Genomic DNA, 22,643 nt, shown 5'->3' on the forward strand with positions numbered 1-22,643 from the left:
GTCAATGCCCCGCAACGGATCAGGCGTATACAGCAAGCCAGCCGGAACAACGGCTGTGCCAAACACCAAAATTGAAAGCTCTATGTTCAACACGCTGGTTGATGACGTCGTGTCCGATTTGAACGCAGCACGGCCCATTACGGCAGGCGGCACAGGCGGAACAAGCGTCACGACAGCGCAAACGGCACTTGGCCTGCTGATCGGCACGAACGTCCAAGCCTATAACGCCAACCTTGCGAGCCTGTCAGGCCTCACGCTTGCGGCCGACAAGCTGCCCTATGCAACAGGTGCCGGAGCGATGGCGCTGACTGACCTGACAGAAGCAGGCCGCGCGCTGATTGGTGGCGCAGACGCGGCGGCGCAGCGCACAACTCTTGAGCTTGAGAACGTCGCCAAGACCTCTCCGCAAATCTCTGACGATGCCGACAATATCTCGGAGGCAGGTTTGTTCGTGCTCATGCCGAGTGCGAGCAACTTGCCGGATAGCGAAGGCGTGTCATCGGCCTATGGTGCAGAGGTTGTCAAATACGACGACGACAACCTCTTCGTGAGCGCTGTAAAGCTCGCGAGCGTGGCCAAGTTTACCCGCGTGAAGTACGCCGGAGTTTGGTCCGACTGGATCAAGGACGGTCCTCAGCTCGTCGCCAAATGGGAGTACAGCGCCGATGTTGCAAACATTCCTTTCACGGATCTCGGATCATGGGAAGCTATCAGGATTGAGACCTATAATGTTCTCAATATAGACTCTTACCTGCAAATTCAGGTGTCATTTGACAACGGGTCCACGTGGCAGACTACGGGCTATAACGCGTCGGTAACAGACGCCGGAGGCAACTCCACGGGAACCATTGCGATTCTCCTGTCGCGAAATGCTGGTGATATGGACGGTCACATCGATTTGAGCGGCTTGTCAGAGCGCGCCATTTCGTCTGGTGTCTTGCGGCGTGCTGGGCGGGCAATGATGTTCGGATGCAACTGCCCTCTCGGAGCCGTAAATGCCATAAAATTTATTTCATCCAGTGATTTTACCGGCGGGAAAATCAAGGTCTACGGGATGGTGCGCCGATGAACTTCAGCTTCGATCTCTCCCTTGGATCTGTCGTGATGAACGGTGTTCGGCGTCTCATGGCCGGTCTGGAAAATGCCAACAGCACCGCCAGCTACGCGCTGTCCTGTGCCGGATCTCTGGTGGCCTATGCGGCGAACACGCTGCGTTATGGCTGTCTCTCCGGCCAGCGTGCCATTCTGGTCGAGGCCGGGGCGACGAACCTCCTGACCTATGCCACGGCCAGTGCCACCACGGGCTGGACGGCAAGCTCTGCGACTGTGACCGATCTCGATCTTGATGCGCTGGGGGTTTTTCCGGGGGTCAAGATTGCCTCGAATGGGGCGGTGTGGAACAGGCTTAACCACACGGCAACACCGAACGTAACCAGTGGTGTGAGCTATCACCTACAGGCGTTCTTCAAGTTCGGAACCTCCGGCAAGCTCCGCCCGACGCTGGTGAATGTTTCAGGAGCAACGGAGACCCGCGTCGATGTTGCGGTTTCTGGCAATACGAACGCGCTTTCAGCCGCAGGCGCGCTGAGCAACGTCACGATTGCGGCTATTGGGTCTGGTGGCGTCTATCAGCTTGATGCCACGTTCGTGCCGAATTTCACCGGCGCGCTTAACATCGGATTCGGCCCGGCCAGCGCTGTGTCTGGTCAAGACGTGGTTCTCCTCGGAGCGCAGTTCGAAACAGGCACCTCTGGCACGAGCTTCATCAACAGCGCGGGCGCATCTACCGCGCGGGCCGCAGATCTGGTCACCGCGCCGATCACTGCCGATGTGTCGGCTGGCGTCCGAGTGCGCGGGACTTTTTGCGTTAAGGTTGAGAAAGACGAATACAATATGGCCTTTGTGCTCGACGCGGGGACGACTGCCAGCAGGATCACGATGAGCTGGCAAAAATCGACGGCCCTGTTCGGCGTATCCCTTTTTTCTGGTGGAGTTTTGCAAGGGACGTACACGTATTCCGGTGCTGCCCTTGGCGATACCGTCGAGGTCGATCTGACCTTCACCGCAGCCGCTATTAGCGGGTCGATCAATGGCGATGCTGTCAGCAAAGCACTGGCCGGGGCATACACGCCACCCACGACGGCGCGTATTGGACACTCCGCTGGCGGCGCGAGCATTCCGGGCCGTCTCCTTTGCTCCAAATTCATCGTGACTGGAGTTCCTGCATGACCGACTTTTATCTGAAATTCTCCGACCGCGCCGCCGCGCTTGCCGCACTCCCGATCCTCACGGTGCAAGACGATGCCGACGAAACGGTATGGCGTCAGGACCTTTCCTCTGTGGTTGAGGTTGGCACGATCTACGCGGAGACTGGCGTCACGCTCACCGCCGCTGATGGGATCGAATATCCCGAGACGGTCGCGCTCGACGGCTGGCACATGAACGTGCGAACGGCGGTCGCGGAGGTGATCTCCGCAATCGAGGCTTTGCCTGAGGAGGCCCGCCCCGAGCCCGCAACGCCCGCTGTGGTCTGGGCTGGAGGGGCGTGATGGACTGGACATCGATCAAGCGGCGGTGGTGCGGCATAAGGTGCTTCATCTCGAAAAACCGCGATGACATTTACCACGTATGTGTGCCGGTGGCGCTGTCTACCGTCATGGCCCTATCAAGCCTGAGCGGGGCGGCTGGTTTTCTTTTGGTGTGGGCTATCGCGCGTCATGCCGGGAGGGTTTTTCATGGCTGAGGACAGCAAGAAGTTCGGCCTTGTGCAGGTCATTGCTGTGCTCTTCGTCATCGGACTTTTCGCGGCGGATTATGGATTCGACGTGATGGCAAAGCAGCCGCCGTGGTGGGCCTATGTTGTGCCCGGCCTGCTCGCTCTTGGACTTGAGGTGCGCGCCCTGCGCCGTCTTGTTGTGCAGGCTGTGCGTGTGGCTGCAAAACTTCCACCGGAGGATGATCAGAAATGACCACTCGTGCTGAAATCTGCATCCCGCGCACCCTGATACATGAGGGCGGTTTTGTTGACCATCCAGACGATCCCGGCGGAGCAACGAACAAGGGCATTACCCTCGCGACATTCCGGCGCTACGTCATGCCTCGCGGGACAGTGGCGGACCTCAAGGCGCTGACCACGGAGCAAGCCGTGATTGTCTATAAGCGGCAGTATTGGGATGCAGTATGCGCCGATCTCTTGCCTGCCGGTGTGGATTTCGCCGTGTTTGATTTTGGCGTCAATTCTGGCCCGGCCCGCGCGGCCAGGTATCTGCAAAAGGTGACTGGCGCGAAAATCGACGGTCGCATCGGACCGAATACGCTGGCCGCTGTGCGCGCCAAAGATGAGCGGGTTGTCGTCAGTGATCTGTGCGATGCGCGTATGGCATTCCTGCGCCGCCTGCCGACGTATCGCACGTTTGGCCGTGGCTGGTCGAGCCGTGTGGCACGGGTCCGATACGATGCACTCTTGGACGCCGTGGCATGACCCGCATCCTCGCCATAGCCCTTGCCGCCGCTCTGGCAGTCGCTGGCGTCCAGACGTGGCGCTTGGAGCGTGTGCAGCGTCAGTATGCCGTGGCGGAGGCTGAGGCGGCAAAGGCGCTGGCAAAACAACGCGCCGATGCAGCGACAACGATTTCCGCCCTACGCGGAGATTTCGAAGAGATCATGGAGAAAGCCAATGCGCTACCTGATGCTGATGCTTGTGGTCTTGATGCTGGCCGGGTGCGCGCACTCGACGCCATCCGATAAAGCCCCCTGCCGTGTGCCTGTCTCGCTTCCAGATCGTGGGATAAGCCAAGGTGAGGCGTTCCGGTTCTGGGCGCGTGACCGTCAGGCTCTGGTCGAGTGCGGCGCGGCGAACGGGGTGGTGGAGTAGCTGCGCGTTGACCAGTCGCGCCCCTGTCGCCCTGTGCACCGGACTTCCAAGATTGTCAGCCGTCACCTTTAGCGGGACGATCACGCTGGCTTGGCTCCATTCGCCACTTACAGGTGAGACTTGTTGAGCGCGGGCGGGGCCTGCTATGAACCCCGCATATCGCTCCGGTTTCCCGTGCTACGGCCAGCAGAATATCACCGTGTCGCCGCGCTCATGAGGACGAACCTGCCTATTTGATCCGAGGCGTCCCGTTGGATCAGGGGCTTACGATACGCCCGCAAAAATGCGGCTGTGTTTGAGCACGGCCCTGATCGTCATCAGATTTCGGGTATTTCACCTTGTTAATTCACGGGCTTAACCCGCCGCAATAGTCGCGCTCACTTCACCATATCACTGATTTCATGTCAGATCAAAAGTTTCTTGGTGCAGATCGACCGTTAGAACATTCGCGCTTTGTTCGCGCCGTTTCTGGCTCGAAAATGTTCAAACGATATATGTTTTTCTTATTGATTTTGTTGCGCTTTTCATGCGTATCGCTTCGGATTTGCAATCCGCTGCGTCACCACTCCGCCAACTCGCCGAAATGGGTGAGGCGGTGTCTATACTATGGTCAGACACTGTGCAACCGCCATTTGCGCGATTTTGTGAACGCATTGGGATGTTGCCCCGACCGCAGGCTTGTGGCAAAACGGCGCGGACACGTCCTTGAACGAAAGAGTTCAGCCCATGGCAAACTTCACCCAGCTCCGCACCACGATGGTCGACACTCAGGTTCGCCCCTCCGATGTGACCAAGTTCCCCATCATCGAGGCGATGCTCACCGTTCCGCGTGAGAATTTCGTCCCCGCCGGCAAGCGCGAGGCGGCCTATGTGGGCGAGCATGTCGATCTCGGCCAGGGCCGCGTGGTGCTCGATCCGCGGGTTCTGGCGAAGATGCTCGATGCGCTGAACATCCAGAATGACGAAATGGTGCTCGATCTGGGGTGCGGGCTCGGCTATTCCTCTGCCGTCATCGCGCGCATGGCGCAGGTGGTGGTCGCGGTCGAGGAAGATGCGGAACTGGCCAAGGACGCTGCGGCGGCTCTGGCCGAGAACGGTTCCGACAACGTGATCCTCGAAACCGGAGAGATTGCCGTAGGGGCAGCTCAGCATGGTCCGTATGATGCTGTGATCCTGCAAGGCGGGGTTGAGGAAATGCCTGAGGCCATTCTGTCGCAGGTGAAGGAAAATGGTCGCATCTGTGCTATTTTTCTCGACGGAGCCCTTGGCATTGTGCGTATAGGGTACAAAATAGGCGGCGAAATCACTTGGCGCATGGTGTTCAACGCCACGGCGCCGATCCTTCCGGGATTTGAAAAACGCGCGGAATTCGCGCTCTGATGCAGGACGTGCGATAGGCCGGGACGGCCCCGGCGTTCGAAGATAACAAAGGGGCAGAGGCCAATGAGCATGAGCAGACAATTGAAAAAGACCCTTTTCGCCGGTGTTGCGGCGTTGGGCATCATGGCAGGGCCGGTGGCGTCCTGGGCGGAAACGCTCGGCGATGCGCTGGCCTCGGCCTACAAGACTTCAGGACTTCTGGAACAGAACCGCGCCACATTGCGTGCCGCCGACGAAGGTGTGGCCTCGGCGCTGTCCGATCTGCGCCCGACGCTGTCCTATTCCTACGAGATCGGCAAATCCAAAAGCTATCTGACCGGTGCCTGGAGCGACTGGAGCGATACGCTCGCCTTCGTGGCGTCCATGGACGTCTACACCTTCGGGCGCAACAAGCTGTCGATGGATGTTCAGAAAGAAGTCGTTCTTGCGACCCGGGCCTCTCTGGTCAATGTCGAGCAGGAAGTGCTGGCCGATGCGGTCGACGCCTATATGGGCGTGCGCGAGGCGCAGGCGCTACTGAACCTGCAACAAAGTGCGGTGCGTCTGAATCAACAGAACCTCAAGGCCGCGCAGGACCGCTTCGACGTGGGCGAAATCACCCGCACCGAAGTGGCGCAATACGAGGCGCAGCTCGCTTCCGTGCGCGCCGATCTGGCCTCCGCGCAAGGGACGTTGTCGGCTGCGCGCGAGACTTACAAGGTTGCCGTGGGGCATTACCCGCAGTCGCTTTCGACCCCGCCGACCATCAAACTGCCGGTCTCCTCGCTCGAGACTGCCGTGACCACGGCGAAACAGCGTCACCCGGGGATCATCGCGCTGCAACACCAGGCGGCGGCACAGGATCTTGCCGTGACCATCGCCGAGCGCAACATGTTGCCGACCGTCTCCGCCGATGTGACGCAAAGCTATGCCGACGATTTCGACAATGACACCACCTCGGTGGGCGTCGGCATCTCCGGTGTGATCTATTCCGGCGGGGCCGTCGCCTCTGCCGTGCGCGGTGCCATCGCCGATCGCGACGCGGCCCGCGCCGAGTTGCTGCAAACCACCCGCGAAGTGGAGCAGGGCGTGCGCACCAACTGGGCGATGATCTCGGTCTATGCCGCCTCCGAAGAGGCGTCGAACGCCTATGTCCAAGCCCAACGCGTTGCCTATGACGGGGTCAAGGAAGAGGCCGATCTCGGCGCCTCCACCACGCTCGATGTGCTGAGCGCCGAACAGGATCTGCTCGACGCGCAGGTCGCCGCCATTCAGGCCCGCATCGCCCGCGAGACCCAGGTCTATTCCGTGCTGCAATCTCTCGGCATGCTGACCGTCGAACAGCTCAAGCTGAACGTGCCGGTCTACGATCCGGCGGCCTATTACAACGCGGTGAAAAATGCGCCGACGCGTTACGTTAGCCCGCAGGGTGAAAAACTCGACCGCGTGCTGCAAGGGCTTATGAAACAGCAAGGTCAGTAAGCGCGGCCCCATGCCTTCGAACCCCGTGCGGAGATCGCGCGGGGTTTTTGCATGTTTGGGGCCATGGAAACGCATGGCGTTTTAACGATCTATTGTGTGTCTGCGCGAAGCTGGCTACCATTGAGGGTAGGTAAGACGGGGCAGGAGTCGGCATGTCCGATGCGATGACAAATACCGAAGCGGATGAGGTCCTTGCCTCGATCCGTCGGCTTGTGGCGGAGACCCATGGTCATCGGCCCGTGCCGGTGTCTGCGCCAGTGACAGCCGCTGTGCCGTCCATGGATGTTCGGGAAACGGCCGCAGTAAAGCCTCACTCCGAGCCTGCGGCGGAAGCGCTGGTGCTCACCCCCGATTTCCGCGTGCGCCAGAGCGCCGCGCCCGAACCGGTGGCTCAGGCCCCCCTCGTTCTGGAGCCGCTTCCAGACGCGGCGACCGCCGAAGAGGGGGCTGTGGAGCCGTTGATCCTGTCGCCCGATCTCGCGGTGCATCTGCCGGATGAGGTCGCGACGCAGCAGACCGGGATTGAGGGCGCGGAAAACCCGACGCTCGAAACCCTCATCGCCGAAGAGGTGCAGGCGGAAGCGCGGGCGATGACCGCAGCCGCAGAGACGGCGGAGGCCGACTGGGCCGAGGCGCTGGATGACACCCCCGACGCGGAGGCCGCCCGCCATGTCGCGCGTCTGACGCTCGAACAACGCATTGCCGAGCTCGAGGCCGCCGTGGGCGCGCAGGGGCTCGACTGGGAACCCGACGGGTCGGAGGATCTCGACGCGGAGATCCCGCGCGAAATGCCCCGCGGTTTCATCGAACCCGGCGCGCGGGTTCTGCATTTCCGCGCCCGTGAGGCGGCACCGCTTGCGGACGCTCAGGGCATGGATCATTTCCGCGATGAACAGGTTTCCGACGAACCGGTCGCTGAGGATCAGGCACAGGATATGTCGGCGGATGCGTGGTCGGGGGACAAGGATGACGCTGCGATGAGCCAGAGCGAAGAGACGAAACCGCTGTCCGATGAGATCGGCGATGCCATCGCCGATGCCGAGGTGATCGAGGAAACCCCTGCGCCGCAGGCCGGGGACACGCCCGAACCCCTTGAGATGCCAGCCCCGGAAGCCCAGACCCCGGAGGTCGAAGATCTCGGAGCCGCGCCGGAAGTGGCGCACGATCCCGATCCCAGCCTCGAGGAAGAGCTGGCGCTCGCGGGCTATGCCGATGAGGATATCATGGATGAGGAGGCGCTGCGTGATCTCGTGGCGCAGGTCATCCGCGAAGAGCTACAGGGTGAGCTGGGCCAGCGTATCACCGCCAATGTTCGCCGTCTCGTGCGCCGCGAGGTGCAACGCGCGCTCACCCTGCGCGAGTTCGAATAAGTTCGAATAAGTTCGGGCGCGTTCAGACCTCTTGCGCCAAAGCGTAAAGCGCATCGAGGTCCAGATGGGCTTCGAGATGATCTGCGAGGCGGTCGAGCGTCTCCTCGACCCCTGCGTCGAAATCCGTCATTCCCCCCGAGAGGCCGAAGCGTTCGAGATACGCCGCACGGAACGCATCCGAGCTGAACAGCCCGTGCAGGTAACAGCCGCGCACCCGCCCGTCCGGGCTTTGCGCCCCCTCGGGTCGGCCTTCGAGCGTGAGCCAGGCGCGTTTCATATCCGCCCCGTCCGTGCGCCCGATGTGGATCTCATAGGCCCTGACCTCGGCGCCGGACGCCAGATCGGTCGCCGTCACCTCCGCCAGCCGCTTGTCGCCCTGCATCCGGGTGCCGACCTCCAGAAGCCCAAGCGCCGCGTGCCGACCGGGGTGCCCCTCGATGCCTTCGGGATCGTCGATCCACTGCCCAAGCATCTGATATCCGCCGCAAATCCCCAAAACATGGCCGCCACGCCGCAGATGCGCCGCGAGGTCGATGTCCCAGCCCTGATCGCGGAAAAATTTCAGATCGCCGATGGTCGATTTCGTCCCCGGGATCAGCACGAGATCGGCATCGCCCGGAAGCGCGCGCCCCGGCTCGACAATCTCCACCGTCACATCCGGCTCGGCGGCCAGCGGGTCGAGATCGTCGAAGTTGGCAATCCGCGAAAGTTTCGGCACGGCGATTTTCACCCGCCCGTCGCCGCGTGAGGCGATGTCCATCACATCCTCGGCAGGCAGGCGATGGGCGTCCTGAAACCACGGCACCGTACCGAGATCGACCCAGCCGGTGCGCCGGGCAATCTCTTTCGACCCTTCGGCAAACAGGCTCACATCGCCGCGGAATTTGTTGACGGCAAACGCTTTGATCCGGTCGCGGTCCTCCGGCGGCAACACCGCATGGGTTCCGACCAGTTGCGCGATCACGCCACCCCGGTCGATGTCGCCGACCAAGACGACCGGCACGCCCGCCGCCTCGGCAAAGCCCATATTGGCAATGTCGCCCCGGCGCAGGTTGATCTCCGCCGGGCTGCCCGCGCCTTCGATCACCATGAGATCGACACCGGAGGCCAGCCGGTGGAAGCTTTCGAGCACTTTCGGCATGAGATTGGGCTTTTCCTTGCCGTAATCGCGCGCCTTGAGCGTGCCGACGCGTTGCCCTTGCACAATCACCTGCGCGCCCTGATCGGTTTCGGGTTTCAGCAGGACCGGGTTCATATCCGTATGTGGCCGCAATTCACAGGCCCGCGCCTGAAGCGCTTGCGCCCGGCCGATCTCGCCGCCGTCTGCGGTCACCGCGGCATTGTTCGACATGTTCTGCGGTTTGAACGGTGCGACCTTGAGACCACGTCGGGTGAAGGCGCGCGCAATCCCTGCCACAAGCATGGATTTCCCGACATTCGAGCCCGCCCCCTGGATCATGATCGCCTTGGCCATGCCGTCCTCTCTTTTCTGCCGCGCGTCCTGAGTAGTGAAGCGGCCTTGAAGAGGGAAGGGTTTTCTGATGGCACAAATACTCATGCCGCGGCAGCAAAACAAAACGGCAAAAGAAAAGACGCGCCAGCGAGCAGCATGGCGCGTCTTCTTCAAAATGGCAGAAACGGCGGCGCTTATGCGGCTTCCGCAGCCTCCTGGGCGTGACGGCGTTCGCTTTCCTCGCGCGATAGCGCGACGGAGGTACGGATGCCTTTGGAGACGAATTCCATCAGACCGGAAACGACGCGCTCACACGGGTCGATACCGGCACAGGACAGAACCTCACGGCCATCGCGAGACCGCGCCCAGCGGGCGATCTGTTCCGGGCCGTTGCCATATTTCTTGTCATCGGCAATCGCATCATCGAGCGCAGCCAGCACAACCGCAGCAAACAGCTTGCGGGCGCGTTGTCCTTGCTCGTAATTGAATGCGGTGCCATCCACGAACTCAGCCATGGTTTTTCCTTGTTTTATTGCTCTTGTCTTTCTGGCGTGCAGCGCCTTATGACAGGTTTGTGTCGATTCGGGTACGTCTGATTTGCATATCTCCTATGCGTTCACGGCATGGTGAGTGCTGGTCCGTCACCTGCACCGAAATCTCCGCCTCCTATCGCGCCACGTGTCAGCATGCTTGTCAGCCAGCGACTCGCCAGATATAGGGTGCGCTGATCCATCTTCAACCAATCGCGTATAGTCAAATGCCCAAAATCAACGGTAACGAAATCCGCCCCGGCAACGTGCTGGAGCATGACGGGGGCCTCTGGGCCGCTGTGAAAGTCGATCACGTCAAGCCCGGCAAGGGCGGTGCCTTCGCTCAGGTCGAGCTGAAGAACCTGCGCGATGGTCGCAAACTCAACGAACGTTTCCGCTCCGCCGACAAGGTCGAGCGCGTGCGTCTTGAGCAGAAAGACATGCAGTTCCTCTACGAGAGCGACGAGCTTTTGCACATCATGGACACCGAGACCTACGAACAGGTCACGATCCCGGCCGACATCCTCGGCGAACGTCGCCCCTTCCTTCAGGACGGCATGACCATCGTCGTGGAATTCCACGATGCCGAGGCGCTGAACGCCACCCTGCCGCAAAAAGTCATTTGCAAGATCGTCGACACCGAACCGGTCGTCAAAGGTCAGACGGCGGCGAACTCGTTCAAACCGGCGATCCTCGACAATGGCGTGCGCGTCATGGTCCCGCCGTTTGTCGGCACCGACGAGGACATCGTCGTGAACACCGAGACGATGGAATATTCGGAGCGTGCATAACGCTCCGGAGCGCACCTTTGGTGCGACGGAATACTCGGAGCGTGCATAACGCTCCGATGCGCACCTTTGGTGCGACGGAATATTCGGAGCGGGCATAACGCTCCAAAGGTTTCAATAGAGTTGAAAAGCAAAGCCGCTCCCTCGGGGGCGGCTTTGTTCATGGGCGCTGAGAGGCGATCAGCCCGCGCGCAACCCGAGGATCTTGCGCGCCTGAGACGGCGTGGCGATCGGGCGCCCGTAGCGCTGCGCGGCATTCACGGCCAGTTCCACCAAAGCGGCGTTCGAGGGCGCGAGCGTGGTTTTGTCGAGGCGGATGTTGTCCTCAAGCCCGGTGCGCAGATGCCCGCCCGCCGCCGCCGCCCAGTCGTTGAGCTCGCGCTGATGCCGACCGATCCCGGCGGCGCACCACGGAATATCGTCGCCAAACAGGTATTTCACCGTCTCGACGTAGAAATCGAACACGCGTTTCTCGGCGGGCATGGCGTTTTTGACGCCCATGACGAATTGCACATAGGGCCGCGCCCCGATCTGGGCGCGTTCCATCATCTCATGCGCCTTGTAGATATGCGACAGATCGAAAGCCTCGATCTCCGGCTTCACACCATAGGTTTTCATCTCGGAGGCGAGCCAGTCGACGAGGTCCGGCGGGTTCTCATAGACGCGGGTCGGGAAGTTGTTCGACCCGACCGAGAGCGACGCCATCGGCGGGCGCAGATGCAACATGCCGCCGCGCGCCTGACCGGCGCCGGAGCGCCCGCCGGTGGAGAGTTGCACGATCATGCCGGGGCAATGGAGCTGAATGCCCTCCATCAGCCGCGCAAACCGCTCCGGATCGGAGGTCGGTTTGCCTTCGTCGTCACGGACATGGCAATGCGCGATGCTGGCTCCGGCCTCATAGGCCGCGTGCGTGCTTTCGATCTGTTCCGTGATGGTGATCGGCACGGCGGGGTTGTCCGCCTTCGTGGGCAGCGAGCCGGTGATCGCCACACAAATGATACAGGGTTTGCCCGCGACATCGCTCATGATCGCCTCTTCCTTTCCATATGACGGCCCCGCAAGAATACGGCGGCCTGCAAATCGCCTCCCAAACGGCGGATGAGGGTATCATGCCGCCGCCTGAGCGGATTGAACAGAAAAGAGTTTTCGATTCAGTTAAACGGTGAGCGTGGCATCACCGGCCTTGAGCACGCCCTTGGCCCGGTCGAACCGCAGATAGGCGATTGCGCGCCCGCCCGACTGGGTGAAAAGCGTGCCGGCGGTCTTGCCGTCCTCGGTGACGATCTCCGTGCCGACAGGCGCGTGGCCTTCGATCCCGACGGTCGTGAGCCCCTTGCGCAGCTCGGTCTTGTGCTTCATTCGGGCGGTGACCTCTTGACCGACATAACAGCCTTTGCGGAAATCCACGCCGTGCAGCCGCTCGAACCCGGCCTCCAAGATGAACGTATCGGGCGTCAGTTCCGCGCCGAATTCGGGGATGCAGGCGGCCACACGGATCGCGTCCCAATCGGCCTCGACCGAAGGCCGCCCGTCATAGGCGCGCCAGCCCATTTCCGGGGCGCGCGGGTCCTGAAACGCGCCTTCGGGGGCAGGGCCGGGACCCCGCGACACCGGGCGATCCGTCAGCGCAAGCGCCACCTTGGCGCGCAGTTTGTACATGGTGAGCCGTTTCATAAGCATCTCGGCTTGGGAGGCGGGCACGTCCATCAGGATCGCCTCGCCTTCGGGCACCAAAAAGAAATCGACGATGAATTTGCCCTGCGGCGTCAGAAGGGCCGCATAAACCGCGCCGTCCTCAAGCCGCTTCACATCGTTGGTGATCAGCCCCTGAAGGAAATGCAGCCGGTCTTCGCCGGTGATTTCAATGACTTTCCTGTCGTTTTCCGTCGCCACTGTGTCGCCCCTGCACTTTCTCGCCTTGTGTCTCTTCATATAGGAAGGGGGAAGCAAACGAAAAGCTGCAACCTTGCCGGACCCCCTATGCGCGCGCCGATTTCCGTGATTATCCCGACCCTGAACGCCACGCCGCAGCTGCGCGAGACGATGCTGTCCCTGATGGAGGGGCTGGACGCCGGGTTGGTGCGCGACTTGATCCTGACGGATGGCGGATCGACGGACGGGCTGGAGAAGATGGCCGATTTCGTCGGGGCCGAGCTTGTGATTGGCGGGGCCGGGCGGGGCGGGCAGCTCAGGCGTGGGGCGGAGCGGGCCGAGGGGGACTGGCTTTTGGTGCTGCATGCGGACACATGGATGCCCGAAGGCTGGGCCGAGGCGGTGGTGCAGCATCTGGCGAAATCCTACGACAAGGCGCTGGTGTTTTCGCTGTCGTTTCGTGACGTCAAAGGCTTTTGGCCGAAGATGACGGCGGGCTGGGCCAACCTGCGCACGAGGCTCTTCGATCTGCCCTATGGCGATCAGGCTTTGCTGATTTCCCGCGAGCTTTACGACGAGATCGGGGGTTACGGGGATATGCCCCTGATGGAGGACGTCGATCTCGCCCGTCGCCTCAAGGGCAAAATCGTGCTCAGTCCTTTGCGCGTCCGAACAGACCCATCACGTTACCGAACATCCGGCTGGTGGCGCCAAGGAGCCCGGAACCTTTTCCGTCTTCTCCGTTTTCGCCTCGGGGCCGACCCCGCGACGCTTTCACGGGGCTACCGTCGATGACCGTGCGCCCGTCGGAATATTGCAGCCGGTAAAGATCGGCATAAAGCCCGCCACGCGCCAGCAATTCCTCATGCGTGCCTTCGTCCACCACGCGGCCCTTGTCCATCACCACGATCTTGTCGGCATTCTTGATGGTCGAAAGCCGGTGCGCGATCACCAATGTGGTGCGCCCCTCCGACAGCTTCTCAAGCGCTTGCTGCACGATCTTCTCGGATTGCGCATCGAGCGCCGAAGTCGCCTCGTCCAAAAGCAGAACCGGACGGTCGCGCAACACGGCGCGGGCGATCGCCACCCGCTGGCGTTGCCCGCCCGAAAGCCCGGAGCCGCGCGGTCCCACCGGGGTGTCGAGCCCGTGATCGAGCCGTTCGGCAAAGTCGGCGACATGGGCGGTGGTCAGCGCGGCCTTGAGCTTCGCCTCATCGGCCTCCGCCCCCATCAGCACGTTGTCGCGCAGGCTCTCGTCGAACAAAAGCGCGTCCTGCGAGACCACCGAATACAGCCCGCGCAGGGTCTTCAGATCGAGCGCGGTTGTGGGCACGCCGCCGATGGTGATCTTGCCGGTCACCGGATCGGCGAGCCGGGTCATCAGGTTGAACACCGTGGATTTGCCCGCGCCCGAGGCACCCACGAGCGCCGTGGTCTTGCCCGCCTCCGCCGTGAAGGTGGTGCCGCGCAGCACCGGGCTGTCGGCATAGGCGAATTCGACATTCTCGAACCGGATATCGGCACGCGACGGCGGCACCGGCAGGGCGGTGGGCTGCGCGGGGGAGGTGATCTCCGGGCGCTCCTCGAAAATCGCATAGATGCGCTCAAGGGACGCGCGCGCCGCCTGCCAAACGCCGGAGACGTTGCCCAGCCGACGGAGCGGTTCGAACACCAAAGCCATGGCGGTAAAGAACGACATGAATTCGCCCACGGTCTTGGTGCCTTCGATGATCTGATGACCGCCGTAAAGCAGCACGCCAAAGAACCCGAGCCCCGCCACGAGGTCCATCAGCGCGGGAATGCCCGCCTGACCGGCCTCGGATTTGATCTGGGCGCGGACCATCTGGGAAATTTCGTCGTGGAACCGACCGGCTTCGCGCTTTTCCGTGCCCGAGAGCTTGATCGTCGTGGCGCCGTGGAAAATCTCGTCGAGCCGGGTCGACACCCGTGCTGAGGCGACCCGGGCGATCCGCGTGGTGCGCCGCACGAGCTTTTGCAACATGGTCACTGGCACCGCCAGAAGCGGCGTGCCCGCCACCGCAATGAGGGTCCAGCGCCAGTCGACTGTGATCGCCACGGCAAGCAGCGACACGAGCGAGATGATGTCGCGGGCGACCACGGCCAGGATCGTGCCCCAGACGGTCGCCGCCGCCGAGGAATCGCCCCGCGTGCGCTCGATCAGCGTGCCGGGCGAATTGTCCTGAAAGAACTTGCCGTCGAGCGTCAGCATATGCGCCACGAGATCGCCCTGAAGGGCGGCGGCCACCTTTTGCCCGACACGGGACATGATCACGCGCTGCCCGAAAGAGGCTACCGCACGCAGGCTGAACACGCCGAACACCGCCAGAGCCACCCAGAGCACCGCACTCGATTGCCCGGCGACCAGCACCTTGTCGAACATCGGCTTGATCAGATAGGACAACGCACCCAGCATCGCCCCTTCGGTGGACATCAGCAGGACCGCAATGAAAACATAGCCCAGATAGGGCTTGAGATAGCCCCGCCACAGCCAGGAAATCAGCTTCAGCGACGGGATTTCGGGAATGTGAGGCTGTGCGGGTTTCATGGGAAGGACCTGAAGGTTTTGAACTCTCGAGCGGCTTTGCGATCGTAACGGGTCAGGAACCACTCGCGGATCGGGATCGGACCATGGGCCTCGACGTCCTTTTCATACATGCCGAGGATGTAATCGAGAACCCCGGTCTTGGTGCTCTTCAGATGCATGAACCGCGGCGACAGCATCTTTTTCGCCTCCTCGATCGAGGCGCCTTCGCAATGCAGAAGATACAGCGCCGCCGCCATCCCCGCCCGGTCAGCCCCGGATTTGCAATGGATCAGAAAGGGCTTCTCCAATGAGGCCAGAATGTCGATCTGTTCGACATAATCCTCGGCCTTGAGCGCCGTGCGCGCGCCCGCTTTCTTGGTGATGACAAGGCGAATGCCATGCTCTTCGCAGGCTTGGCGTTCCAGAAGCGTATAAGACACATCCTTGTCGCCCCGAAGCGACAGAATCGTCTTGATCCCCATTTTCGCATAGCGCGCGATGCGTTTCGGAGACGGCTGGTTCGACCGCCACGCACCGGGCGCGAATTCATGGAGATTGGTCCAGATCCCGCGCAGGAACGCATGGTCGAACAGGTGGAAATGCCACATCGCCAGCCGCCTTGTGCGCGGTGTCGAGATGTCATTGCCAAAGGCGCCGACCTCGGCCCGTTCGAGTTTCTTGAACCCTTTTTTCAGCGTCTTGAACATACGGGACCGTTTCATCATGGATCGCGCCTCTTTAGCTTTCTTTGACCAATGGGGCAAGCGACGGGCTTTGCGCGGCTCAAAGCCATGCGCGAAGCCGTGCCACCTTGCAAAGCCGCGCACCCGATGTGACGGCCCGCGCCATTGACCTGCGCCTGCGGGAAGGTTACCGCTTGGGCCTCTCTTTGACTTTGAGGTTTTCCATGTCCCTTGCCAACGGCCGCCACTATCTCGCCATCCCCGGTCCCTCCGTGATCCCCGATCCGGTGTTGCAGGCGATGCACCGCCCGGCGCCGAATATCTATACCGGCGAACTCGTTGAGCTGACCCATGGTCTGGTCCCCGATCTCAAGACCATCGCGGGCACCAAGGAACATGTGGCGATGTATATCACCAACGGCCATGGTCTCTGGGAAGCGTCCCTCACCAATATGATCTCCCGGGGCGACAAGGTCCTTGTCTGTCTCACCGGCAATTTCGGCCATGGCTGGGCCGATGTCGCCCGTCGCCTCGGCGCCGATGTCGAGACCATCGAATTCGGCAAGCACGCGCCCGTCGATCCGGCCCGTCTCGAAGAGGCTCTGCGCGCCGATAAAGATCACAAGATCAAGGCGGTGATGACCGTCCATGTCGACACCGCCACCTCCGTGCGCAACGATGTCGCCGCCATGCGCAAAGCGATCGACGCCGCCGGTCACCCGGCCGTTTTCGCCGTCGATTGCATCGCCTCTCTGGGCTGCGACCGGTTCGAGATGGACAATTGGGGCGTCGACGTGATGATTGCCGCCTCGCAAAAAGGCCTGATGACCCCTCCGGGCATGGGCTTTGTCTGGTTTTCCGAGAAGGCCCGCGTGGCCGGGCAGGGCAACGATCTGCGCACGCCCTATTGGGACTGGGAAACCCGCGCCAAGCCGGTGCATCTCTACGAGTATTTCGACGGCACGCCGCCGACCCATCACCTCTACGGTCTGCGTCAGGCGGTCGATATGATCCTCGATGAGGGGTTGGAAAATGTCTGGGAGCGTCACGCGACGCTGGCGCGCGCTTATTGGGCGGCGGTCGATACTTGGGGGCAGGGCGGCAACCTGCGCTTCAACATCGCGGAGCCGGAATATCGCTCGCATGCCGTGACGACGCTCAGCCTCGGCGGGCCGGACGGTACGCGTCTCCGGGAATGGATGACCGAACATCTCGGCATCACTTTGGGGATTTCGCTGGGTTTCGGCGAGATCGGGTCTGACGAGGCCGCGGGCTATTTCCGCATCGGGCACATGGGCCATATCAATGCGCATATGGTGCTGGGCATCATCGGCGCGATGGAAACCGCCTTTACCGCGCTGCAAATTCCGCACGGCACAGGCGCCTCGCGCGCGGCGGCGACGGTTTTGGCCGAACGCTCCTGATCTCGCGCGAGAGACAAAACGACAAAGGCGCCCTTGGGCGCCTTTTTTTATCTTTGATCAGAAAGCGTCAGCCCAGATCAGCCAGTGCCAAAGGCAGACGTTCGGCAAATACCGCGATCTCTTCAGGCAAGCCGACGGACACCCGGATACACCGATCCAGCGGCGCCATCCCCGGCATCCGAACGAACACCCCATGCGCATCGAGCGCTTTCACCAAAGCACGGGCATAGTCCCCATCGCGACCGCAGTCCATGGTGACGAAATTGGTCGCAGAGGGCAGGGGCGTCAAACCGTTCGCTTGTGCGATGCGTGCAAGTTCTGCACGCCCTTCGGCGACCCGTTCAAGGGTCTGGGCAAGATAGTCCTGATCCGCCAGCGCTGCCAGAGCGCCGACCTGCGCCACCCGGTTCACACCGAAATGGTTGCGGATCTTGTCAAAGGCCGTGGCGATGTCGCGATGCGCTATGCCATAACCGATCCGCGCACCTGCCATGCCATAAGCCTTTGAAAATGTGCGAAACCGGATCACACGTTTGTCGGAGGTGTCGAGCGCCGGGCGGGTATCCTCCGGCGCGAATTCCGTATAGGCCTCGTCAAGGATCATCAGGCATCCCTCGGGCACCGCCTCGATCATCGCCTGAACCGTCTGCGTCGAATGGACCGAGGCCATGGGATTGTTCGGATTGGACAAGTAAACGAGCTTCGCGCCGACCTCTGTAGCCTTGGCAATCAGGGCCTCCGGGTCCTCATGCACGCCTTTATAGGGCACGGTATGAAGCACGCCGCCGAACCCCGCCACATGGTAGTTGAATGTCGGATAGGACCCCGCCGAGGTGACGACCGCATCGCCCGGCCCAACGTAAAGCCGCACCAGATTGCCGAGCAGACCGTCGATACCCTCGCCAACCGTCACCTCCTCGGGTGCGATGCCAAGATGCGCGGCAATCGCAATCCGCAAATCGCGGTTCTCCGGCTCGCCGTATTTCCAGATGCCGCTCAGGCTCTCCGACATGGCCGCAAGCGCCTTGAGCGACGGGCCGAAGGACAGTTCATTGGCCCCAAGCCGGGCCTCGAACCGCGCGCCGCGCAGCTCTTCCATGCGTTCGGGCGCCACGAAAGGCACGGTGGAGGGCAGGCTTTGGGCGAGGGAGGTGAGGCGCGTGTCTGTCATGCGCTTCTCCTGCCTCAAAGAACACGCCTGCGCAAGCGCCGTAACGTCAGACCTGACCATGCATTTTCGCGCTGCTAGTTTCGTCTGAGGAGGACCTGCCATGACCGTCACGCTGACCATCGAAAACCACATCGCCCACCTGACCCTGAACCGCCCCGACAAGATGAACGCGGTGACCGAGACGCTGATCGCCGATCTCCTCGCCCGCGTGGCCGAGATTGCCGCCTCCGACGCCCGTGTCGTGCTGTTGTCCGGGGCGGGGAAAGCGTTTTGCGCGGGGCTCGACACCGCGAATTTCCAACGCTTCCTGACCGAAGACCTCGACGCGCTGGTGATGGAGCGCACCCATGGCGACGCCAACGCGTTTCAGGCCTTCTCGCTCGCGCTCTACGATCTGCCGATCCCGGTGATCGCCGCAATTCACGGCCCCTGTTTCGGCGCGGGGATGCAGCTCGCCATCGCCGCCGACATCCGCATCGCAAGCCCCGAGGCGCAGTTCTCAATCATGGAGATGAAATGGGGCCTCGTGCCGGATATGGGCGGCATGGTGCTGTTCCCGCGCGTGCTGCGCTCCGATGTGCTGCGGCTGTTGACCTATACGAACGAGATCGTGTCCGCCGCGCGCGCCGCCGAGTTTGGCCTCGTCACAGAGATCGCCGAGGATGCCCACGCCCGCGCGCTGGAGATCGCCCAAATCATTGCAAACAAAAGCCCCTCCGCCATGCGCGCCGTCAAGCGGTTGATCGCCACGGCAGAAACCTCACACGACCGCGCGCATATCCTGCTGGAGGAAAGCCGCGAACAACGCGCACTGATCGGCACACCGCATCAAATCGAAACCGTCATGGCCCAGATGCAAAGCCGCCCGCCGGTTTACGATTGATGGTTTTCTGATGGCCTAAATACTCAAAACAAAAGGCCCGCTGAAAGCGGGCCTTTTTCAATCCTTTAAACCGGCTCAGCCAATCTCTGAGAGCCGCGCCAGAGCGGATTTGAGCTTGGCTTCTTCCTCTTCGCGCGCAGCGAGATTTTCCTGCGCCTCGGCGACAACCTCTTCGGGCGCGGAGGCCACGAAATTCGGGTTGTTCAGCCGGCCGCGCAGGCCCCCAAGCTCCTTGGCAAGCTTGCCGAGGGACTTTTCGAGCCGGGCTTTTTCTTCGGCGATGTCGATCACCCCTTCGAGGGGCAGGGCAAAGATGCCGCCCGCGACCGAAATGGTGATCGCGCCTTTCGGCATTGCGCCTTCGGACACAGAGTCGAGCCGCGCAAGTTTGAGGATCAGCGCTTCGTTATTGGCGAAGGCGGTTTTGCCGGCCTCGTCCAACTCGACCTGCACCATCGGGATTTTCAGCCCCGCGGGCACATGCACTTCGGCCCGCGAGGAGCGGATTTGTTCCACCAGATCAATGACCCAGTTCATTTCCGCACCAGCCTCCGCGTCGATCAGATCGTCCGAAAGCTCCGGCCAGTCCGACAGCGCCAAAAGCGGACGCGCGCCATTGACCGTGCCCCAAAGCTCTTCGGTGATGAACGGCATGATCGGGTGCATCATCGCGAGCGACTGATCCAGAACCCAGCCCATGGTCTGGCGCGTTTCGGCCAGCGTCGCCTCGTCCCCGTCGTAGAACAGCGGTTTCGAGAATTCGACATACCAGTCGCAGAACTTGCCCCAGACAAAAGCGTAAAGCGCGTTGGCCGCGTCGTTGAAGCGGTATTCTTCAAAGGCCTTGTCGACCTCGGCCAGCACCTTCACCGTCTCGCCGATGATCCATTTGTTCACCGTCGCGGTCGGGGTGGGCGTGACGCCCGGCGTATAGCCCTCGAACACGCCGTTCATCTCGGCAAAGCGCGCGGCGTTCCAGATTTTGGTGCCGAAGTTGCGGTAGCCTTTGATCCGGTCGACGGAAAGCTTCAGAACTCCGCCGATGGAGGCCATGGACGCATTGGTGAAGCGCAGCGCATCGGCGCCGTATTCGTCGATGATCTCCAGCGGGTCGATGACGTTGCCGGTGGTTTTCGACATTTTCTTGCCCTTCTCGTCGCGGACGAGCTGGTGCAGGTAAACCGTGCGGAACGGCACTTCGTCCACCACCGCGAGCTGCATCATCATCATCCGGGCGACCCAGAAGAACAGGATGTCGAAACCGGTCACAAGAACATCGGTCGGGAAATATTTCGACGTGCTCTCATCCCAGTTCGGCCAGCCGAGCGTACCGATCGGCCAAAGCCCGGAGGAGAACCATGTGTCCAAAACATCCGCATCGCGCCAGACCGGATAGACCAGCTTGGTCGGGTCCTGCGTGACGTTGTACTGTGCGAGCGCGTTTGCGAAGACCTCGTTGGCCTCCTGACGTGTCGCAACCTCGACCACGCGGCAGTGATTGAGCGGCGTCGGCAGATTGTCCATATCGGCGAAGAACTTGCCATGGACGCCCTCGAAATCGGAAGCACAGTGATGCACCGTCCCGCGATGCAACATGCCGCCCTCGGTCAGAAGGCGCATCAGTTCCACCTCGTCCAGTGCGCCGTCGCCCTCGTCATCGGTGAAATCCGGCGCGGAGAGGTCCAGCCCGTACCACACCGGGATCTGGTGGCCCCACCATAGCTGGCGCGAAATACACCACGGCTCGATATTTTCCAGCCAGTGGAAATAGGTCTTCTCACCGCTTTCCGGCATGATTTTCGTCTTGCCGGTGCGCACCGCATCGAGCGCCTTGCCGACGATTTTCTCCGCGTCTACATACCACTGATCGGTCAGCATCGGCTCGATGACGACCTTGGAGCGGTCGCCAAAGGGCTGCATGATCGGCTTGTCTTCGACGTAAGGAACCGTCTCGGTCACCTCGGTCTCGGTGCCGTCTTCGTCTTTGACCTTCTTGGTGACGGTGGTCATCACCGCCAGACCTTCGTCATTGATCTCCGAAATCACCGCTTTGCGCGCGTCGAACCGGTCGAGGCCGCGCAGGTGCTCGGGCACGAGGTTGATCGTGTCGACCTCAGATTCGGTGAAGGGCTTGCCCGCGAGGATCTCGGCGGCAAGGATTGCACTGTCTTCATAAGACAGACCATCGGCGCGCATCGCGCCTTTGGTGTCCATCAGGCGATACATCGGCAGATTGCCGCGTTTCGCGACCTGATAGTCGTTGAAATCATGCGCGCCGGTGATCTTCACCGCCCCGGAGCCGAAATTCATATCCGGGTATTCGTCGGTGATGATCGGGATCAGGCGGCGGTGCTCTTTCGGTCCCACCGGGATTTCACAGAGCTTGCCCACGATGGGCGCATAGCGTGCGTCATCCGGGTGAACGGCCACCGCACCATCGCCGAGCATGGTCTCGGGCCGGGTCGTGGCGATGGAAATATAGTCGCGCTCCTCGGAAAAGGTGACATTGCCGTCCTCGTCCTTCTCGACATAGGTATAGGTCTCGCCGCCTGCGAGCGGGTATTTGAAATGCCACATATGGCCCGCAACTTCGATATTCTCGACTTCCAGATCGGAAATCGCCGTCTCGAAATGCGGGTCCCAGTTCACAAGGCGCTTGCCGCGATAGATGAGACCTTTCTCATACATATCGACGAAAACCTTGATCACCGCGTCATGGAAATTGCCTTCCTCGCCTGCGGGCGCCCCCGGCGCGCCGGACATGGTAAAGGCGTTGCGGGACCAGTCACAGGACGACCCCAAACGCTTCAACTGGTTGATGATGGTCGAGCCGTATTTGCCCTTCCATTCCCAAACCTTCTCAAGAAACGCCTCACGGCCAAGCTCGGCGCGGGACGGCTGTTGCGTCTTCGCCAGTTCCTTTTCGACCATGAGCTGGGTCGCGATGCCCGCATGGTCCTGCCCCGGCTGCCAGAGCGTGTCGAACCCGCGCATCCGGTGCCAGCGGATCAGAATATCCTGAATCGTATTGTTGAACGCATGACCGACGTGCAGCGCGCCCGTCACGTTCGGCGGCGGGATCATGATGGTGAAGGTCTCGTCGCGTTTCTTATGGGCGCCGGCTTTGAACGCCCCCGCCTTTTCCCATTCCGCATAGATGCGCGCTTCTGAATCCTGCGCGTCGAACGTCTTTTCCATGGCCATCGTGG

Annotated in this window: 20 protein-coding genes and 1 pseudogene; 13 read left to right on the forward strand and 8 right to left on the reverse strand. The window is 61.6% G+C overall.

What is annotated here, in order from left to right:
- Positions 1–4 precede the first annotated feature (4 nt).
- The 9 genes from V1471_RS00605 (at position 5) to V1471_RS00645 (ending at position 8,085) form a co-directional block, all read left to right on the forward strand.
- The gene (locus V1471_RS00605; protein ID WP_434286317.1) at positions 5–1,069 is read left to right on the forward strand and encodes a pyocin knob domain-containing protein; all 1,065 of its coding nucleotides are present in this window, start codon (positions 5–7) and stop codon (positions 1,067–1,069) included.
- Positions 1,066–2,229 carry a phage head spike fiber domain-containing protein gene (locus V1471_RS00610; RefSeq protein ID WP_434286318.1) on the forward strand — a complete coding sequence of 388 codons (1,164 nt, stop codon included), beginning with the start codon at positions 1,066–1,068 and terminating at the stop codon, positions 2,227–2,229. Before V1471_RS00605 ends, V1471_RS00610 begins: the two co-directional genes overlap by 4 nt.
- Entirely contained in the window at positions 2,226–2,549 is a 324-nt protein-coding gene (locus V1471_RS00615; protein ID WP_434286319.1) for a hypothetical protein, read from the forward strand. The genes V1471_RS00610 and V1471_RS00615 overlap by 4 nt, the downstream gene beginning before the upstream one ends.
- Positions 2,550–2,735: 186 nt before the next feature.
- Positions 2,736–2,969: a hypothetical protein gene (locus V1471_RS00620; RefSeq protein ID WP_434286321.1), complete on the forward strand. Its 234-nt coding sequence runs from the start codon at positions 2,736–2,738 to the stop codon at positions 2,967–2,969.
- Complete coding sequence (locus V1471_RS00625) at positions 2,966–3,481, forward strand: glycoside hydrolase family 108 protein (protein WP_434286322.1); 516 nt, start codon at positions 2,966–2,968, stop codon at positions 3,479–3,481. The genes V1471_RS00620 and V1471_RS00625 overlap by 4 nt, the downstream gene beginning before the upstream one ends.
- On the forward strand, positions 3,478–3,747 hold the full coding sequence (locus V1471_RS00630; RefSeq protein ID WP_434286324.1) for a hypothetical protein: 270 nt from the start codon (positions 3,478–3,480) through the stop codon (positions 3,745–3,747). The genes V1471_RS00625 and V1471_RS00630 overlap by 4 nt, the downstream gene beginning before the upstream one ends.
- 853 nt (positions 3,748–4,600) lie before the next feature.
- The gene (locus tag V1471_RS00635) at positions 4,601–5,254 is read left to right on the forward strand and encodes a protein-L-isoaspartate O-methyltransferase family protein (protein WP_434286325.1); all 654 of its coding nucleotides are present in this window, start codon (positions 4,601–4,603) and stop codon (positions 5,252–5,254) included.
- Between the two features lie 81 nt (positions 5,255–5,335).
- Positions 5,336–6,715 carry a TolC family outer membrane protein gene (locus V1471_RS00640; RefSeq protein ID WP_434286327.1) on the forward strand — a complete coding sequence of 460 codons (1,380 nt, stop codon included), beginning with the start codon at positions 5,336–5,338 and terminating at the stop codon, positions 6,713–6,715.
- A 152-nt stretch (positions 6,716–6,867) separates the two neighbouring features.
- The gene (locus V1471_RS00645; protein WP_434286328.1) at positions 6,868–8,085 is read left to right on the forward strand and encodes a hypothetical protein; all 1,218 of its coding nucleotides are present in this window, start codon (positions 6,868–6,870) and stop codon (positions 8,083–8,085) included.
- Between the two features lie 22 nt (positions 8,086–8,107).
- Here V1471_RS00645 and V1471_RS00650 read toward each other — a convergent pair whose 3' ends face one another.
- Together V1471_RS00650 and V1471_RS00655 are read right to left on the reverse strand one after the other, a co-directional pair.
- The gene (locus V1471_RS00650; protein ID WP_434286330.1) at positions 8,108–9,559 is read right to left on the reverse strand and encodes a cobyric acid synthase; all 1,452 of its coding nucleotides are present in this window, start codon (positions 9,557–9,559) and stop codon (positions 8,108–8,110) included.
- 173 nt (positions 9,560–9,732) lie between these two features.
- Positions 9,733–10,053, reverse strand: coding sequence for a DUF6280 family protein (locus V1471_RS00655; RefSeq protein WP_043868949.1), 321 nt, complete (start codon positions 10,051–10,053; stop codon positions 9,733–9,735).
- A gap of 242 nt (positions 10,054–10,295) precedes the next feature.
- Between V1471_RS00655 and efp the strand changes: the two genes are divergently transcribed.
- Complete coding sequence (gene efp / locus V1471_RS00660) at positions 10,296–10,859, forward strand: elongation factor P (protein ID WP_434286331.1); 564 nt, start codon at positions 10,296–10,298, stop codon at positions 10,857–10,859.
- A gap of 177 nt (positions 10,860–11,036) precedes the next feature.
- On the opposite strand, the gene V1471_RS00665 is transcribed toward efp, so the two are convergent.
- Both V1471_RS00665 and V1471_RS00670 read right to left on the reverse strand, forming a co-directional pair.
- Positions 11,037–11,882 carry a 3-keto-5-aminohexanoate cleavage protein gene (locus tag V1471_RS00665; RefSeq protein WP_434286332.1) on the reverse strand — a complete coding sequence of 282 codons (846 nt, stop codon included), beginning with the start codon at positions 11,880–11,882 and terminating at the stop codon, positions 11,037–11,039.
- Between the two features lie 129 nt (positions 11,883–12,011).
- Positions 12,012–12,749, reverse strand: coding sequence for a YgfZ/GcvT domain-containing protein (locus V1471_RS00670; RefSeq protein ID WP_434286333.1), 738 nt, complete (start codon positions 12,747–12,749; stop codon positions 12,012–12,014).
- An 87-nt stretch (positions 12,750–12,836) separates the two neighbouring features.
- On the opposite strand from V1471_RS00670, the pseudogene V1471_RS00675 reads away from it, so the two are divergent.
- Positions 12,837–13,454 (forward strand): annotated as a pseudogene (locus V1471_RS00675) (glycosyltransferase); the annotation flags it as partial.
- Here the strand turns inward: V1471_RS00675 and V1471_RS00680 are convergent.
- Both V1471_RS00680 and V1471_RS00685 read right to left on the reverse strand, forming a co-directional pair.
- Positions 13,381–15,294, reverse strand: coding sequence for an ABC transporter ATP-binding protein (locus V1471_RS00680; RefSeq protein WP_434286334.1), 1,914 nt, complete (start codon positions 15,292–15,294; stop codon positions 13,381–13,383). The pseudogene V1471_RS00675 and the gene V1471_RS00680 overlap by 74 nt on opposite strands.
- The gene (locus tag V1471_RS00685; protein ID WP_434286335.1) at positions 15,291–15,995 is read right to left on the reverse strand and encodes a phosphatase domain-containing protein; all 705 of its coding nucleotides are present in this window, start codon (positions 15,993–15,995) and stop codon (positions 15,291–15,293) included. Before V1471_RS00685 ends, V1471_RS00680 begins: the two co-directional genes overlap by 4 nt.
- Before the next feature lie 185 nt (positions 15,996–16,180).
- Here V1471_RS00685 and V1471_RS00690 point away from each other — a divergent pair, with 185 nt between their 5' ends.
- Positions 16,181–17,380, forward strand: a complete 1,200-nt coding sequence (locus V1471_RS00690; RefSeq protein WP_434286336.1) for a pyridoxal-phosphate-dependent aminotransferase family protein — start codon at positions 16,181–16,183, stop codon at positions 17,378–17,380.
- A gap of 67 nt (positions 17,381–17,447) precedes the next feature.
- Here the strand turns inward: V1471_RS00690 and V1471_RS00695 are convergent, their stop codons facing one another.
- Entirely contained in the window at positions 17,448–18,551 is a 1,104-nt protein-coding gene (locus V1471_RS00695) for a pyridoxal phosphate-dependent aminotransferase (protein ID WP_434286337.1), read from the reverse strand.
- A gap of 100 nt (positions 18,552–18,651) precedes the next feature.
- Between V1471_RS00695 and V1471_RS00700 the strand changes: the two genes are divergently transcribed.
- Positions 18,652–19,434 carry a crotonase/enoyl-CoA hydratase family protein gene (locus V1471_RS00700; protein ID WP_434286338.1) on the forward strand — a complete coding sequence of 261 codons (783 nt, stop codon included), beginning with the start codon at positions 18,652–18,654 and terminating at the stop codon, positions 19,432–19,434.
- Between the two features lie 75 nt (positions 19,435–19,509).
- Here V1471_RS00700 and V1471_RS00705 read toward each other — a convergent pair whose 3' ends face one another.
- Positions 19,510–22,638, reverse strand: a complete 3,129-nt coding sequence (locus tag V1471_RS00705) for a valine--tRNA ligase (protein WP_434286339.1) — start codon at positions 22,636–22,638, stop codon at positions 19,510–19,512.
- Positions 22,639–22,643: the final 5 nt, after the last annotated feature.

Origin of the sequence: Celeribacter sp. SCSIO 80788, from assembly GCF_051054295.1 — a bacterium.
GTDB lineage: Bacteria > Pseudomonadota > Alphaproteobacteria > Rhodobacterales > Rhodobacteraceae > Celeribacter.

Bases quoted from the DNA above. Each gene is read 5' to 3' on its own strand.
- V1471_RS00615 (WP_434286319.1), top strand. From the start codon at position 2,226: ATGACCGACTTTTATCTGAAATTCTCCGACCGCGCCGCCGCGCTTGCC.
- V1471_RS00695 (WP_434286337.1), bottom strand. From the start codon at position 18,551: ATGACAGACACGCGCCTCACCTCCCTCGCCCAAAGCCTGCCCTCCACC.
- V1471_RS00650 (WP_434286330.1), bottom strand. From the start codon at position 9,559: ATGGCCAAGGCGATCATGATCCAGGGGGCGGGCTCGAATGTCGGGAAA.
- V1471_RS00680 (WP_434286334.1), bottom strand. From the start codon at position 15,294: ATGAAACCCGCACAGCCTCACATTCCCGAAATCCCGTCGCTGAAGCTG.
- V1471_RS00620 (WP_434286321.1), top strand. From the start codon at position 2,736: ATGGCTGAGGACAGCAAGAAGTTCGGCCTTGTGCAGGTCATTGCTGTG.
- V1471_RS00705 (WP_434286339.1), bottom strand. From the start codon at position 22,638: ATGGCCATGGAAAAGACGTTCGACGCGCAGGATTCAGAAGCGCGCATC.
- V1471_RS00655 (WP_043868949.1), bottom strand. From the start codon at position 10,053: ATGGCTGAGTTCGTGGATGGCACCGCATTCAATTACGAGCAAGGACAA.
- efp (WP_434286331.1), top strand. From the start codon at position 10,296: ATGCCCAAAATCAACGGTAACGAAATCCGCCCCGGCAACGTGCTGGAG.
- V1471_RS00685 (WP_434286335.1), bottom strand. From the start codon at position 15,995: ATGAAACGGTCCCGTATGTTCAAGACGCTGAAAAAAGGGTTCAAGAAA.
- V1471_RS00645 (WP_434286328.1), top strand. From the start codon at position 6,868: ATGTCCGATGCGATGACAAATACCGAAGCGGATGAGGTCCTTGCCTCG.
- V1471_RS00605 (WP_434286317.1), top strand. From the start codon at position 5: ATGCCCCGCAACGGATCAGGCGTATACAGCAAGCCAGCCGGAACAACG.
- V1471_RS00665 (WP_434286332.1), bottom strand. From the start codon at position 11,882: ATGAGCGATGTCGCGGGCAAACCCTGTATCATTTGTGTGGCGATCACC.
- V1471_RS00630 (WP_434286324.1), top strand. From the start codon at position 3,478: ATGACCCGCATCCTCGCCATAGCCCTTGCCGCCGCTCTGGCAGTCGCT.
- V1471_RS00690 (WP_434286336.1), top strand. From the start codon at position 16,181: ATGTCCCTTGCCAACGGCCGCCACTATCTCGCCATCCCCGGTCCCTCC.
- V1471_RS00700 (WP_434286338.1), top strand. From the start codon at position 18,652: ATGACCGTCACGCTGACCATCGAAAACCACATCGCCCACCTGACCCTG.
- V1471_RS00635 (WP_434286325.1), top strand. From the start codon at position 4,601: ATGGCAAACTTCACCCAGCTCCGCACCACGATGGTCGACACTCAGGTT.
- V1471_RS00610 (WP_434286318.1), top strand. From the start codon at position 1,066: ATGAACTTCAGCTTCGATCTCTCCCTTGGATCTGTCGTGATGAACGGT.
- V1471_RS00625 (WP_434286322.1), top strand. From the start codon at position 2,966: ATGACCACTCGTGCTGAAATCTGCATCCCGCGCACCCTGATACATGAG.